Annotated in this window: 13 protein-coding genes; 2 read left to right on the top strand and 11 right to left on the bottom strand. The window is 51.5% G+C overall.

Annotation, left to right across the window (positions count from 1 at the left end):
• Positions 1-48: 48 nt before the first annotated feature.
• Complete coding sequence (locus AB4Z29_RS12690) at positions 49-1,035, bottom strand: Gfo/Idh/MocA family protein (protein ID WP_441943419.1); 987 nt, start codon at positions 1,033-1,035, stop codon at positions 49-51.
• Positions 1,032-2,063: an alcohol dehydrogenase catalytic domain-containing protein gene (locus tag AB4Z29_RS12685; RefSeq protein WP_441943418.1), complete on the bottom strand. Its 1,032-nt coding sequence runs from the start codon at positions 2,061-2,063 to the stop codon at positions 1,032-1,034. Before AB4Z29_RS12685 ends, AB4Z29_RS12690 begins: the two co-directional genes overlap by 4 nt.
• A 160-nt stretch (positions 2,064-2,223) precedes the next feature.
• On the opposite strand from AB4Z29_RS12685, the gene AB4Z29_RS12680 reads away from it, so the two are divergent.
• A complete protein-coding gene (locus AB4Z29_RS12680) occupies positions 2,224-3,126 on the top strand; it encodes a helix-turn-helix domain-containing protein (RefSeq protein WP_441943417.1) in 903 nt (300 codons plus the stop codon).
• 219 nt (positions 3,127-3,345) lie between these two features.
• Here AB4Z29_RS12680 and AB4Z29_RS12675 read toward each other — a convergent pair whose 3' ends face one another.
• The 7 genes from AB4Z29_RS12675 to fabF form a co-directional block, all read right to left on the bottom strand.
• A complete protein-coding gene (locus AB4Z29_RS12675; protein WP_441943416.1) occupies positions 3,346-4,176 on the bottom strand; it encodes a uroporphyrinogen-III synthase in 831 nt (276 codons plus the stop codon).
• Between the two features lie 95 nt (positions 4,177-4,271).
• Positions 4,272-5,351, bottom strand: coding sequence for an AI-2E family transporter (locus AB4Z29_RS12670; RefSeq protein ID WP_441943415.1), 1,080 nt, complete (start codon positions 5,349-5,351; stop codon positions 4,272-4,274).
• Positions 5,352-5,548: 197 nt separating this feature from the next.
• On the bottom strand, positions 5,549-6,511 hold the full coding sequence (locus AB4Z29_RS12665; RefSeq protein ID WP_441943414.1) for an ABC transporter substrate-binding protein: 963 nt from the start codon (positions 6,509-6,511) through the stop codon (positions 5,549-5,551).
• Position 6,512: 1 nt separating this feature from the next.
• Positions 6,513-7,550 (bottom strand): FecCD family ABC transporter permease, encoded by a 1,038-nt coding sequence (locus AB4Z29_RS12660; protein WP_441943413.1) that lies wholly within the window; start codon positions 7,548-7,550, stop codon positions 6,513-6,515.
• A gap of 1 nt (position 7,551) precedes the next feature.
• Positions 7,552-8,556: a FecCD family ABC transporter permease gene (locus AB4Z29_RS12655; protein ID WP_441943412.1), complete on the bottom strand. Its 1,005-nt coding sequence runs from the start codon at positions 8,554-8,556 to the stop codon at positions 7,552-7,554.
• Positions 8,557-8,701: 145 nt separating this feature from the next.
• Complete coding sequence (locus AB4Z29_RS12650) at positions 8,702-10,315, bottom strand: helix-turn-helix domain-containing protein (RefSeq protein WP_441943411.1); 1,614 nt, start codon at positions 10,313-10,315, stop codon at positions 8,702-8,704.
• A 91-nt stretch (positions 10,316-10,406) separates the two neighbouring features.
• Complete coding sequence (gene fabF, locus AB4Z29_RS12645; RefSeq protein ID WP_441943536.1) at positions 10,407-11,654, bottom strand: beta-ketoacyl-ACP synthase II; 1,248 nt, start codon at positions 11,652-11,654, stop codon at positions 10,407-10,409.
• Between the two features lie 138 nt (positions 11,655-11,792).
• On the opposite strand from fabF, the gene AB4Z29_RS12640 reads away from it, so the two are divergent.
• Entirely contained in the window at positions 11,793-12,635 is an 843-nt protein-coding gene (locus AB4Z29_RS12640; protein WP_441943535.1) for a helix-turn-helix transcriptional regulator, read from the top strand.
• Positions 12,636-12,672: 37 nt separating this feature from the next.
• Here the strand turns inward: AB4Z29_RS12640 and AB4Z29_RS12635 are convergent, their stop codons facing one another.
• A complete protein-coding gene (locus AB4Z29_RS12635) occupies positions 12,673-13,272 on the bottom strand; it encodes an ABC transporter ATP-binding protein (RefSeq protein ID WP_441943410.1) in 600 nt (199 codons plus the stop codon).
• Positions 13,262-14,185 carry an oligopeptide/dipeptide ABC transporter ATP-binding protein gene (locus AB4Z29_RS12630; protein ID WP_441943409.1) on the bottom strand — a complete coding sequence of 308 codons (924 nt, stop codon included), beginning with the start codon at positions 14,183-14,185 and terminating at the stop codon, positions 13,262-13,264. The genes AB4Z29_RS12635 and AB4Z29_RS12630 overlap by 11 nt, the downstream gene beginning before the upstream one ends.
• Between the last annotated feature and the right edge of the window lie 16 nt (positions 14,186-14,201).

Raw genomic sequence — 14,201 nt, 5'->3', positions numbered from 1 at the left:
TGATATCGATGTTGATTAATGTCCCTATTTCGATGATGGCATACAAGCTTATCTTGTGCTGATCCGCTTGCCCGACTCGAACGATTCTATGGCTGCATACGCAAGCCGGAGCGCCCTAAATCCTGCCGAGGCATGAACAGGCGGCGCAGCCCCTGCTTGAAAGGCTTGGAGCAAATGGTCGAAATGCTTGTCGAAGGTCAGATGGAATTGACGATCGGCGTCGTTGAAATACCCAGCCTGCCAAACCTCCGCAGTCTCATTCCCGGCTTGCTGGAACGTGTATCGCTTCACGGTGTCCTCAATCGTCGCTCTGCCTAATGAGCCGTTCAGCTCAAGCACATGCGTGCCTGCATATGCGTATGAGGAATCATAGGAGCCCAGCAGCGTTCCCACGGCACCGGACTCGAACTCCAGCGCTAACGCCAGCGTAGAGAAACCATTCCCCATTTTATTCGTCATTTGCGCCATTACCGATCGGATCGGTCCGCATAAATACTCCAGCGTATCAAACCCATGGCACTGCGTTTCAATCAGATTCGCATGAGGGTGACCACCATCCCCTTCTCCGCCGAAACGCCAAGCTGCAAACACAAGGTCGCCAAGCCTTCCCGCATCAATCGCTGCTTTTGCCTGCTGAACGGGAACCGCATAACGGTGATTGAAATTAATCGCGAAAAACAAACCTTTTTTCTCTGCCGCTTCCAGCAGCGTCTCCGCTTCCTTGATTCCGAACACGAGCGGCTTCTCCACTAACAAAGGCACTCCAGCTTGAATGATTTGAAGCGTCGCGTCAAAATGTCCTTGGTTAGGCAGACAGAGGCTGACCATATCAGGGTTTTCCCGCTCCAGCATGCTCGCGATGTCTGTATAAGCCCTCGTTCCGAACTCCGCTGCCCGCGCTGTTGTCTTGCTTTCGTCACGGCCGACTATGGCACAGAAATCAACTTCCTGACGACCTTGAAAGATCCGTGCGTGGTGGTACCCCCAGCCGCCCGCACCAATTAGCGCGATTTTCGTTTGCTTCCTTATACTCATTGCTCGATGACCACCTTGCCCGTTTCGCCTTGGAAAAAAAGCTCGAAAGCCGCTTGCAGCGACTCCGGACCGAACCGATGCGTAATGATCTGCTTCAAATAAAACAGATTTTCAGCTAACAGCCGGGAATTGTCCGCGAGCTCACCGAAAGAGAAATATTCGCTGCCGAGAACCGCTCTCTCCGTTGCGATAAGATCGGAAGACACCTGCAAAGTAAGCTCTTGCCCGTGGCCAATGCATACGAGCACGCCGCGCGCATTCAGCGCATGCAATGCGGTTTGGCGCGCAGCCGTCTTGCCGCTCGTATCAAATGCCGCATCCACTCCCGATAAACCCGCATCCGCCAAGACGCGCTCCAGCGTCACCTCTCCCAAATGAACCGGGACTGCTCCCATTCGGCGGGCAAGCTCCAAACGATAATCGGTATAATCGGTCACAAACACAGGCAAATCAATGCCAAACAGCAGCTTCGCCATGGACAGCACCGCCAGACCGATCGGCCCGGCGCCTGCGACGACAATCGAATCGATATCGTCGCGCATAAGCTGCGCCCTTCTAATGGCATGTCCGCCCGTCCCCATAATGTCTAACAGCATGGTAGCCTCCGTCAGCGGAATATCCGAATCAATCGGGAAAAATACACTTTCGCTGACCAGCATGTACGGCGCATACCCGCCATCCCGATTGAATCCATAATCCCCTTTCTTGCTCAAGCATTGATTCGTGTATCCCTGTTTGCAGCTGCGGCATTGTCCGCAGTAGTCCATCAAATAGACAACGCCTGGCGTACCTACCGCGCAGTTCGTTCCTGCTCCTGCTGCGGCAACGATGCCGGCCGCCTCATGTCCTGGCGTGAAGGCCGAGCCGTCGCTAAACTGACCTCGCTCAGACCCGCACAATGCGTTCGCTTTAACTTCGATCAGCAGCTCGCCAACACCGGGATCCGGAACGGCCACCTCTTTATAGCCTATTAATCCATTGCCCAGAAATTGCGGTATTCTCATCTTCCTTGGAACGTTCGCGGTCATTTTCCTACCTCCATCATATACATGTCATAATCTTCGGCTGCTATTCTTGCTATTTCATATGATAGCCTTATATGATTAGCTAATCATGTTCAAAACGATGATGTATGATGTCAAAAACCATGAATGTACACACCTCATTGGTGTTTAGGAGGATGCTTGCTTGGAACAACCATCGAACAGTTGGACCGATCACCCGGTCCTGCCTTTTATCCGGCTATGCTACCGCTTTGAGCAGAGCGATTTTTTCCAAGGAGAGCGCCGGCTGCTTGATTACTTGTTTTTATTTCTCGAAGAGGGGCGTTACCTGCTTACAGTAGAAGGTACGGAATATGAGCTTTTGCCTGGCGATTTCGCGCTCATTCAGCCTGGCCAACTGTTTACGACAAAAGGAATCGGCAGATGCTTGGTGCCGAATGCGCACCTCGACTTCTTCTACAGCCCATTAAGGGAACAAAGCTTCGTTACTACACCTGGCCAAACGAGCCTAGCTTCTTATATGGAGCTGCTTCAACCGCGTTTGAACGACTTTCCTTCGCTCCAGCTTCCCGTTAAGCTAGCGCCTAAGCAGCCCCAGCAGTTTAAGGAGCTGCTCTACCGCATGATTGGCCATTTCAAGCATAATGACATCCAAAGCATGCTGCTCACTCAGAAGCTGGCGACAGAGCTTCTCGTCCTTCTTATCTCCGACTACGAGGAATCAAGCTCTGCCCGGTTCGAGGATCAGCAATTCGCTGCCAAGATGAAATCCTTCTTAGTCTCGCATATATCCAGCACCGTTACCGTATCCGAAATGGCGCAGCATGCCGGTTATTCCGACTCCCATTTCAACGTTGTTTTCCATCGCCTGTTCAGTGTGACACCTCATCAATATTTACTGGGATTAAGACTCGATAAAGCCAGCGAGCTGCTAGCGGGAACCGACCATAAGCTCGATCTAATTGCGGAGTATTGCGGCTTCGCGAATGCGTCGCATTTCTCCAAAGCCTTCAAGAAGAAGCTCGGCTGCTCGCCGCGCGCCTATAGAAACAAGCTCGACCATGGCGTGATGAAGGGCATGGAGTGAGCATCAAAAAATCCTTTCAACCAAAAGGCCGGTTACCGGCATTTCTGGGTGAAAGGATTGGTTTCATCCGTTACGAGATGATTTGCTGTCCTAAGACGCTTAAATGAAATCGCATCCGGTTACTTCTGTTAAATGAAAAGTCCATACGCGCAAAAAAGCCTCTCCTTCTGCACAAAGGAAAAGCTGTCATCGTCTTTCATATCCAAAATGAGGCAAGGTCTAAGGCGTTGCACCATCATGCATTTCATAATACCGTACGATCGCGATAATGAGTGCGCCCATTCTTTCGATATCTGGGACGACCATTCGTTTCACACCGTATTCAGAAAGTGCTTCAGCGGTTACCTTGCCGACCGCTGCGGCGACAACATGCTTATCGAAGATCTCCAGCAGCTGAGCTTGATTTCCAGCCTGAATCGCATGCCTGAACAAGTAATGGACCTGTACAGCCGTGGTGAAACAAATGGTATCCACAGCTGCTTCCGTGAGCTCTCCCATTAATAAAGCTAATGTTTCAGGCTCCGGCGGGACATGCCGATAGGGCAGAACGGAAACCACCTGGGCCGCGCCTCTTTCCTCAAGAAAGCGAACCAGCTCAGGCGCTGCTTCTCCATGCAGCTGAATCCATACGCGCTGCCCTTCAAAGCCGTAAGCCGATAAGTTTTCCATGAGCCCCTGCATCGTTCCGTCATCATCGCTGACAGTCGCTTTAAGACCAGCCCGCTTCATGAAAGCAGAGGTTTTGTACCCTCTAGTCGCAATTCTTGCCTGCGACAGCCGCTCCTTTACCTCTTCGCCGATCCCAAGCCGATCTGCGGCGCCCATTAAGCTGTCCGATCCCAACCCCGTCGTCAGAATGACCCAGTCGGCACCTTCCGCTGCAAATTTCCGCAGCGGTTCCTCCAGCTGCTCCTCCTCAAACATCGTTAATCCCTGCAAGGAACGCGTAAGCGCCATCCCGCCCTGCTTCTCTATGATCAAGCTCATCTCATCCGTTTTCCGCGACCCGGCAATGACGACTCGTCTTCCTTGCAACCCAGTTATCCCCATATTCTAAAAGCCACCGTACTTTCGGTAAATTAGCCTCAGCCGTGGTCATTATATCAAATGAAGAGCCATTAAGCATCCTTTATGTCATCTTTATGTCAGGCATTTTCCCATTGCTCCTTAAAAAACAGAGCATATACTTTGCGGTACACGATCTTTAAGATCATATAAATCGGAATAATAAGCAAAATTCCTAAAATGCCTGCAATATCCCCGCCGACAAGCACTAATATTATGGTGGTAAGCGGATGAATATCGAGCTGCTTGCCAAATACGTAGGGAGCCACTAAATTGTCTTGTATCTGCTGGGCAACCGTGATGATGACAATCGACCAGATCGCGATCGACGGCGACTCAATGAAGCCGATAATAACGATGGGAACAGAAGAAAGAAATGACCCGATAAACGGGATAAAGTTCAATATTACGGCAACAACCGTTAGCAATAAGGCATAGGGCAGATCAATAAACAGGAAGCCGACATACATCAGAATGCCGAGCGCTACGTTTACGATGACACGGCCTACGATGAAGCTGCTGAGCATATGATCGATATCCTCCATGACTTCTGAGCCATCACGGCGAAACCGTTTGGGAATAAATCGAACGATTTGCTCGCCGAATTTCCCTCCCTCCTTCAGCATATAGAACAGGAGGATAGGAAACGTAATCAACACAATTGCAAAATTCGAAAAGAACGTCAGCATGCCTGACAAATAATCAGTCAAAAGCGTAAATCCCCGATTCAAATACTCGGTAAGTTTGGATAGCGGATTCGAATTTTCGGGCAAAAACGACGAAATGAAGCCGTTATGCTCAAGCTCTGAGACCTGCTCGCTCAAGGCCGTGAATAAGCTTGGCGCATTCTCAACTAAATTGACAAGCTGCGTTCGGAGCGAAGGCCATACGCCGATGCTGAAGCCGACCATAATTAGGGCGAAAGCCAAATAAATGAACAAAATCGCCATCGTGCGGTTCACCTTTCGTCGCTCCATGAGGTTCACAAGCGGCCTAAGCAAATAATAGAAAAAACCCGCGAGCATAAGCGGGATAATAATCATGCTGAATAACGAGAGGATTGGCTTGAAAATAAAATCAACGCGCGATCCCAAATAAATGATGATTAACATTAAAATAATAGTAATACACCAACGGATGAACCGGTTATGCCTAGCCATACGCACACCTTCTTCTCTTTTTATATAGGCGGCTCTAGCGCCCTGCTTCCTCTTTTCCCTCTGCCTTACGTATCATTATTCAAAATAGGTTACGTACCTTTTACCCCTGCCCGCCTTCTATGAAACGCTGATAACAAAAATGGACCGCAGCCCGGGGAGCTTCCTCCCCCAAGCAGCAGTCCATTTCAAAACAGGCTTTACTTCGCGAATAATTTTTCAGCATCATCCAAAGCCATTCGATGCCCAATAGAGGAGTAATCCAGCCATTTCTGTCCGTCTAGCACATAAACATGGTTATTTTTCACGGCTTTCAGATTTTGCCACACTGTATTTGTAGCAAGCTCGTCGAATCTGGCTTTCGCCTCGCTGCCTTTGCTAATAATGACAAAGATGGCATCCGCGTCGAAATCAGGCAGCACCTCTTGTGAAATAACTGCGTAAGGCTCTTCTGTTATTTTCTCCACGCCAGCTGCCGGTTTAAGAGCAAGGTCCTCGAATAGAATAGGTCCTAAGGGACGTTTCATCCCCATCACCCGCAGCTCCTTCGCCGTCATGCGAATAGCCATTACTTTCGCATCTTGCCCTAGCTCCGTATGGATTAAGGCTTTGACATGCTCTGCTTGATCGGCGTACTCCTTGATGAATGCTTCCGCTTCCTTCTCTTTGCCGATATGCTGAGCAATTCGGTTCAAATGGTCACGCCAGGTCCCCTGATCCATATCGATGCTTATTGTTGGTGCGATCTTCTCGAACTTTGCTTGATTATCGCCGGAGTAAACCTCGTCCAAATAAATAACGTCCGGCTTCAGCGCTAGTACGGATTCCATGTCAGGATCCGTTACGACGCCCAGCTTAGCAACACCCTGCAGCTGGTCCGCAACATGCGGAAGAAAGTCCTTTACATCTCCGCCGACAACCGAGCCTGCGGGTTTAATGCCGAGCGCGAGCAAATTATTCGTAATATGGATCGACATCGATGCGATTCTGGCATTTGCATCATGGGCTGCCGTTCCCTCGTCTGAAGCTGCCGACTCGGTCGGTGCCTGAGATGGAGCATTCTGTTCCGCTGCCTGCTGATTGGATGGGGCCTTATCTCCGCATGCGGATAAAACAACGAATACAAGAAGTGAAATAAACAAAGCCAGCCATTTTCTATTCATGTTAACGATTCCTCCGAGAGTTTGGTTTGGACTGCAAGAGCAAATACAAGAAATAAGGTCCTCCAATTGCCGCCACGACAACCCCTGCCGGAATGGCATTCGGCTGAAACAGGGATCTGCCTACCGTATCCGCCGCGACTAGAACGACAAGCCCGATAAGCCCCGCGATCGGCAAAAAATGACGATGCTGAGGTCCAGCCAGCCGCCTCGCAATATGAGGTGCAATCAATCCGATAAAGCCAATCCCGCCGGCCATCGATACGCTTGCGCAAGCTAACGCTACAGCAAAGATCGTCAGCGCCAAGCGGCTTCGCCCAACAGGGCTGCCTACTCCCATAGCTGTCTCATCTCCCAGCGCGAATAAATCGAGCGTGCGGGAGCGCATATAAATAACGGGTACAAGCAAGGCAATCCAAGGGAGCAGCGCCAGCACGTTCACCCACTCCCTTCCCCATACGCTGCCAGCAAGCCATCTTGCCGCAAAAGCGTACGTGTCCTCGTCAAGCCGAAGCGACAGAAATAACGTAAAGGCGCTGACGCCAGCCTCAACTGCGATGCCGACCAGCAGCAGGCGGATCGGTATTAACCCTTTGAATCGGTCAAAGGCAAGCACGAAGATCAATACTGCGATCAGAATCCCGCCAGCAAACGTAAACAACGGAATGAGCAGCGCAGTCGGACCTTCCATGCTTCTGAAAAAAGAAACATACAAAATCAATCCCAGTGCAGCACCCGCATTGATGCCGATAATACCGGGATCGGCTAAAGAATTGCGTGACACCCCCTGCAATACCGCGCCTGAAATGCCCAGTCCGATACCTGCAAGCACGGTCACAACGATACGGGGAAGCCTGTATTCGAATAGTACCAGCTTCTCGTCCGTGGTCCCCCCGCCAAGAAGCGTCCGCCATATCGCTTCAGCTGGCAGCCTAATCGTTCCCGTATTTAAGCTTACGATGACAACGGCAGCTGCTCCTGCCAATAGAACAGCCGCGACAACGATTGCCTTTGCTGTTCTTTTCTGCTCCACGCTTGCCATATTAAAGCTCCCGCCTTTCTTGCCGGGCTAAATAAAGGAAAAACGGCACGCCTACCAACGCCACCATTGCGCCGATCGCAAATTCACGTGGAGGATTTACCATGCGGGAGGCGTAATCCGCCCAGATGAGCAATATCCCGCCTAATAAAGCAGAGAAAGGAATGAGCTTCCGGTAGTCCACGCCTACAATCCGTCTAGCGATGTGCGGCACCACAAGGCCGACAAAACCGATTGAGCCAGCTACCGCCACAGAGGACCCTGCAAGCATAACCGCAGCCGTCATGCCCAGCACCTTCACTGTTTTCGTATGTACGCCAAGACTTGCTGCCGTTTCATCGCCAAGCGACAGAAATGATATCGATCTGCCCATAACCGACGCACCAGCTATGACGACCAGTACAATTGGGGCGAGCAGCTTCAAGTGCTCCCATTTCACGCCAGCGACGCCGCCTGCATACCAGAAAGCAAGGTCCTGGCTCAGCTCGTAATAAATCGCAATGCCGCTGCTGAAGGAATGAAGAATAGCTGCAATGACGGCACCGGCTATCGTTAATCGAATCGAATGAAGCCCACCTTGCGTGGCTGTTCCGAGAAGAACGATTAGCAGCGTGCTGATCGCAGCACCCGCGAAAGACATGAGAATAAGCTCCCAATATGAGATGCCCGGCAAAAAGGCAAAGCAAAGCGCTACTACAAAAGCTGCGCCTGCGTTTACGCCAAGTATGCCTGTATCTGCCAAGGGATTGCGCGTGACGCCTTGCATCAGAGCACCTGCTGCCGCAAATGCCATACCTGTCACGGCGGCTCCAAGCACGCGAGGAAGCCTGTACTCATGCATAATTTGATGAGCGGTCAAGTCTGGGTCATAAGCGAACACGGAGCCCCATACGACAGCTAAGCTAAACGCCTTCGCCCCGAAGGAAACCGCTACGCCTATCGATAGGAGAAGCACGACCGCAGCCGCTGCAAACCACAATCCTGTTATACGTGCATGATTTATCTTCATCTGATAGCCTCTCGTGCTCCTCCCTTGTTCGATAATACTGATAATCATTATCATTATTTTATTATAGCTTTCCCACTTTGTCCGTACATGACATAATTCAAGATTCCCTCATGGACAATTTCAAGATTGCCGCCGCGAGCAGCTGTCAGACGAGCAGCAGCCGCTCTGCTTCTTCTAATTGTTGGTCAATACCTTGTGGCGCATACACGATCCACTTCTCCCAATCCAAAAAACGAAGCTTCTGCCCCCTTACAGCGGGATGCTTCTTCCAATTCGGATTGGTCGCCAGTAGATGCAGCACTCGCTGATGATCAAGCATAGTCTCGCATACGAGGAACATATAATCCGATTCGAAATCTGTGATTTCATCCGGCTTGATGGACATCCAGTTAAATCCGGTGCCGATCCGGTGCTTGGCTTGGTCGTTCGCGATGCGATCCGGCATTGCCATCCCTAGAGATCGATAGAACACATGGCCAATATTTCTTGTCCCGTACATTCTAAGATCGTTTTTGCGGACAACACAAATCGCAGCGGAGGCTTCACCGACCGATGCCTTCACCTTTTTCCGTATCCGGTCCGCGTTTCGATTGTGGGCATCCACCCAATGCAGCGCTTCTTGACGCCTATCGACAAGCTCGGCAATCTCACAGTGATGCGTATAAATGTCTTTGCTTGCCCACGGAATGGGAACAATTGGCGCAATATCGTTAATATGGGCTTTCGCTTTGGCCAATACGTTGTCCTTGCACACGATTAAATCAGGCTGCATATCACTGAATGCTTGACGGCTCGTTTCCCATGGATCGGATTCATGCTTGGGCAGTGTAAGCACCTTCGTCACGAGCGGCATGAAGCGATGCACCTGCGCTGCGCAGGGAACAAGACCGAGCGTAAACAAATGATCGGTGTAGGGCGAAGAAAGAGAAATGATGTTCAAATCTTGTTTTTTCGTAAATATAGTCGGGGAATAGCCGTTCGTTTCCTTAAAGCGGCGGCTGAAATAAAACTCATCCACGTAGCCCACATCAGCTGCAATATCATTAACAGGCTTGTCCGTCGTGAGAAGCATCTCTTTCGCTTTGTTCATTCGCAGATGGGTCAGATAAGAAACAGGCGTTTTATCCATGGCTTTTTTGAAAATTTGCGAGTAATACGAGGGGTGAAGCCTAGCCAGCTCAGCCAGCTTATCGACTCTGATCTCCTCTCGATAATGGTTTTGCATATAATCAAGCGTTGATCTAAGGCGGTCAGATAGATTAATAGCCGAGGCCGGCACGGCATGTCGAAGCAGAATTTGGAGCAAATCGGACAAATGCTGCTGCGCGAGCAGCGGACTTCTGCTCTGATCCTCTCCAGCTGCAAGCAGGTACATATACCGCTTAAACAGGCTTCCGCTCAGCTGCAGTCTGCCTTCAAGCGGAAAGCTGAGCTCTCGCCTGTAGGACCTGCCGGCATCCGTCTGCTCTGTCAATCGAAACCAATCAAAGGATACGACATACAGCTCGTTGTCCGGCTCCACTGCAAGCTCAACCGACAGGAACTTGCCTGGAGGATATATAGAGAGAGAATCCCTTTCAAAGCTGCATGGCTGACCGTTGATCGTCAGCTTGCCTGCACCCTTTGCCAGATAAAGCAAAGTATGCCGGGCTAACGGCGTAGAGCCGTCAACCCAGCTTGGTGCTTGAATGCCTTTTCCGGTGTATCCTATTTCGAAAATAACGTCTTTCAACCAATAATGATGATCAAGCGTGCTCATTTCAGCACCGCTCCTCTCAGCTGCTGCATCGCTGCTTTTGGCAGCAATAATTGAAAATCATTATCAATTGTAAACATTTGACCCGTTTAAATCAATCCTTTGCAGCTGTATATTTCTTCAATATTATAACGGCATTATGGCCGCCGAAGCCAAATGAATTGGACATGCCGATCTCAATGCTCGCCTTGCGCGCCTTGTTCGGCACATAATCGAGATCACAGGTTGGATCGGATTCTTGTTGATTGATCGTCGGTGGAATGATGCTCTCCTGCATGCTCTTCACCAGTGCAATCGCCTCTGCTCCGCCTGCTGCGCCAAGCATATGACCGGTCATCGACTTATTCGCCGTAACCGGGATACGACTTGCTTGCTCGCCGAACAGCTTCTTAATGGCTGCCGTTTCGGAACGGTCACCGATATCCGTACTCGTTGCGTGCGCGCTGATCACATCAATCTGATGCGGCTCCAGCCCAGCTTCGCGCAGCGCTGTTTTCATGGCTAGGTAAGCACCTATTCCTTCAGGGTGAGTGGCTACCATATGGTAAGCGTCTGAGCTGGCTCCGTAGCCAATGACCTCGGCATGAATGCGAGCCCCTCTACGCTGCGCATGGGATAACGATTCCAGAATAAGAATGCCGGCCCCCTCCGCCATGACGAATCCGTCGCGTCCCGCGTCGAATGGCCGGCTAGCTTGACTAGGCTCTTCATTCCGAGTCGAGACGGAGGTCGCGTTGCCGAAGCTGGCTAGCGAAATATCCGTGATTGCGGCTTCTGACCCGCCCGCAATAACAACGTCAGCGCTGCCGGAGCGAATGAGCCTCCAAGCTTCGCCTATGGCCGTATTGCCAATCGAACAGGCGGTCACAGGTGCCATGGATGGACCCTGCGTGCCGAACCTGATGCTGATCATAGCCGCAGCCATGTTCGCGATCATCATAGGAACGAGAGTAGGACTAACCCGGTCAGGTCCTCGATCATGCAATACCGCCGCTTGATCCAGCAGCGTTTGGATACCGCCGATTCCGGAGCCTACGTATACGCCTACACGCTCGCGGTCCGTATCCGCCATAGAGAGCGACGCATCCGCCAAAGCCTGCTCTGCCGCCGCGACAGCGAACTGGCTGAAGCGGTCTATTCGGCGTGCATCCTTGCGTCCGAACAGCGCTTCCGCATCAAAATCACGAACGACACCGCCGATTTTTGATTTATGCTTACTCGTATCAAAAGCATCGATCCGGGATATTCCGGATATGCCGTTCACTAGCCCGTTCCAGAATTGTTCTACGGTGTTCCCTAAAGGCGATACAATACCCATTCCTGTTATGACTACACGCTCCATGCTATTTCCCATGCTATTTCCTCCTTCGTTACTACCTTATAGTTAGTAGTTTGTCACAGCTGCTATCCTATTACAAGTTGTCGTTTATTATAGTATAATGAGTACCACTATAACAGGCTGGAAGGGTTGCCGGATATGATTAATCAAGAAACAAGGCTGCAAGCATTATCTTCATTCTTAAAATCAAAGCGTGCCAAAATATCGCCTGAGGCTGCCGGATTTCCTGCTGGCACTCGACGTAGGACGCCTGGCCTTCGGCGCGAGGAGGTTGCTCAGCTGGCCGGTGTAAGCCCAACCTGGTATACCTGGCTGGAGCAAGGCCGGGCGATTAAGGTATCCAGCTCCGTTCTTGAATGCGTAGCAGTCGCGCTGCAGTTAAATGACGATGAGCGAAAATATTTATATGCTCTAGCTATGGAGGCAAGCCATGTTGCCCCTCCTTTGCATGAGGATCATTCAGAGATAACGCCTTCCTTGAGGCATATCTTGCAAGAGCTGCGATTCTGTCCAACCATAATCTCTGATCGACGCTGCCAGATTGTCGGCTGGAACGCGGCTGCCTCGCATGTATTCATGGACTTCGAAACGATTCCGGCTGAGCAGCGCAATATGATCAGGCTGCTGTTCACGCGGAAAGAGCTGCGCAGGCTGGCAGGCAATTGGGAGCATTTTGTCGGAGGCTTTCTAGCTATCTTTCGCGCTTACTACGGACAATATGTGCAGGATGATTGGTATGAGCGGTTTATTGAGGAAATGAAGAGCAGCCATCCGGAATTTCAATATTTATGGGAACAAAGCCAGGTCAGCTCCGCACCGGATGTGCTGCTCGAATTTCGCCATGCGAAAGCGGGGAAAATGCTGTTTCACCTCACCTCGTTCCAGGTGCAGGGAAACGCGGATTTGCGATGCAGCGTATATACGCCGGCACCGGAAACTTCAACGGAAACGAAGCTGCGCCGGCTGATGGAGAAGCAGGATTAACCTGCATTTCGGAAATATGCGGATTTCGTTGCATGAATCATTGGCCGAACGGTAGCATTCGTGAACAGATTCGGTTCACCAGCGCGTGGTCATGGCTGATGACCAATAATCCGATTTGACGTCTGCTTGCAATCTCCAGCACGGTATGCCAAATTTGAGCCTGCGTGACCGCATCCAGCATCGTCGTCATTTCATCGGCAATTAGAAACTTGGTGCTCGGGCCAAGCGCCCTCGCTATACAGCAGCGCTGCAGCTCGCCGCCTGATAATTCGTTCGGATACCGCCGCAGCCATTCGCTTTTAATGCCTAGCGCATCGAGCAGCGGAGCATCCGGCGACCAGCCCTCTGTTAAAGTCCTGGCCATGCTCCATCTCGGGTTAACAGCGCGCTCCGGGTGCTGGAATATCATCTGGACCGGGTCATAGCCTGTTTGCTTCTGGCTGCGTCCCGGAACGCACACTTCGCCTGTCATCGGCTTCTCATATCCGGACAGCAGCCTTCCGAGCGACGTTTTGCCGCTGCCGCTTGGACCTATCAATCCGACCGACTCGCCAGGCTGTATCGCAATGTCATAGTCGCTGAACAGCCAAGGCCCATTCCCGTAGCGCCAGCCTATCCCTTTTCCTTCAAGTCGCATGGAGGCACCTCACCGTTCCGCCTCTTAGCTGGCGCGGCTCGGGCTGCATAGACATGCAGGAATCACCGGCCGAAATGCAGCGGTCAGCGAAAAAACAGCCTTGCAGTTCCACGCTCTTAGAGGGCTGACTTCCTGCAATCGGGATAAAGCCGTTGCTCGGCAAAGCCTGCCATAATGCTTGACTGTAAGGATGACGCAGCTGCTCGCCTTCACCCTGGAAATCACTGGCTGGCGCAACCTCTACAACCGCCCCCGCGTAAATAACCGCTATTCTATTCGCGATTTGAATGGCCGCTTCGATATCATGCGTAATTAACAGAACCGCGCAGCCTTCCTCTGCCAGCTGCTTGAAGTGCCTCAACGCTTCCGCAACGTCCGCGGGATGCATGCCTGGCGTCGGCTCATCCGCAATGATCAGCCGCGAGCGGCTGTGGGCAGCCGTTGATACGAGCACTTTGCGTGCCATGCCGCCAGAGAGCTGGAAAGGAAACAACCGATTGACATGCTCCCCTAGCCCCAATCGAGCGAATAGGCCTTTACGTTCGCTAACCTGTGCCTTGCCGTCTAGCTTCGTCTGAAGCTGGCTTCCAACGCGCATAAGCGGATTCAAGTAGGTCACCGATTGCGGGACAAGCGCAATTTCATTGCCTCTGTACTCCCTGAGCTTGCACTCATCCAGCAGCTCCCCGTTAAATCGGATGCTTCCGGAATAAACGGCATTAGCCGGAAGAATGCCCATGATCGCGTGCGCGAGCAGGCTTTTCCCCGAACCGCTTGCACCTACCACAGCAACGATCTCGCCTTCGTTAACGGCCAAGTCCAGATTCTCCATGACGGTAACCGCCTGCTGCCGGCTGCCTTTTGCATATTGCCGGAATGATATCGATAATTGCGTTACCTCTAAGAGTGCCATCGAGCCTCTTCCTCTC

The sequence above is a fragment of the Paenibacillus sp. 2TAB23 genome (assembly GCF_052115165.1).
In the GTDB taxonomy this organism is placed as follows: domain Bacteria; phylum Bacillota; class Bacilli; order Paenibacillales; family Paenibacillaceae; genus Pristimantibacillus.
This window is presented reverse-complemented; position numbering and strand designations above follow the sequence as displayed.

Coding starts and splice junctions, on each gene's coding strand:
- AB4Z29_RS12690 (WP_441943419.1), bottom strand. CDS start 1,035: ATGAGTATAAGGAAGCAAACGAAAATCGCGCTAATTGGTGCGGGCGGC.
- AB4Z29_RS12685 (WP_441943418.1), bottom strand. CDS start 2,063: ATGACCGCGAACGTTCCAAGGAAGATGAGAATACCGCAATTTCTGGGC.
- AB4Z29_RS12675 (WP_441943416.1), bottom strand. CDS start 4,176: ATGGGGATAACTGGGTTGCAAGGAAGACGAGTCGTCATTGCCGGGTCG.
- AB4Z29_RS12670 (WP_441943415.1), bottom strand. CDS start 5,351: ATGGCTAGGCATAACCGGTTCATCCGTTGGTGTATTACTATTATTTTA.
- AB4Z29_RS12665 (WP_441943414.1), bottom strand. CDS start 6,511: ATGAATAGAAAATGGCTGGCTTTGTTTATTTCACTTCTTGTATTCGTT.
- AB4Z29_RS12660 (WP_441943413.1), bottom strand. CDS start 7,550: ATGGCAAGCGTGGAGCAGAAAAGAACAGCAAAGGCAATCGTTGTCGCG.
- AB4Z29_RS12655 (WP_441943412.1), bottom strand. CDS start 8,556: ATGAAGATAAATCATGCACGTATAACAGGATTGTGGTTTGCAGCGGCT.
- AB4Z29_RS12650 (WP_441943411.1), bottom strand. CDS start 10,315: ATGAGCACGCTTGATCATCATTATTGGTTGAAAGACGTTATTTTCGAA.
- fabF (WP_441943536.1), bottom strand. CDS start 11,654: ATGGAGCGTGTAGTCATAACAGGAATGGGTATTGTATCGCCTTTAGGG.
- AB4Z29_RS12635 (WP_441943410.1), bottom strand. CDS start 13,272: ATGCGACTTGAAGGAAAAGGGATAGGCTGGCGCTACGGGAATGGGCCT.
- AB4Z29_RS12630 (WP_441943409.1), bottom strand. CDS start 14,185: ATGGCACTCTTAGAGGTAACGCAATTATCGATATCATTCCGGCAATAT.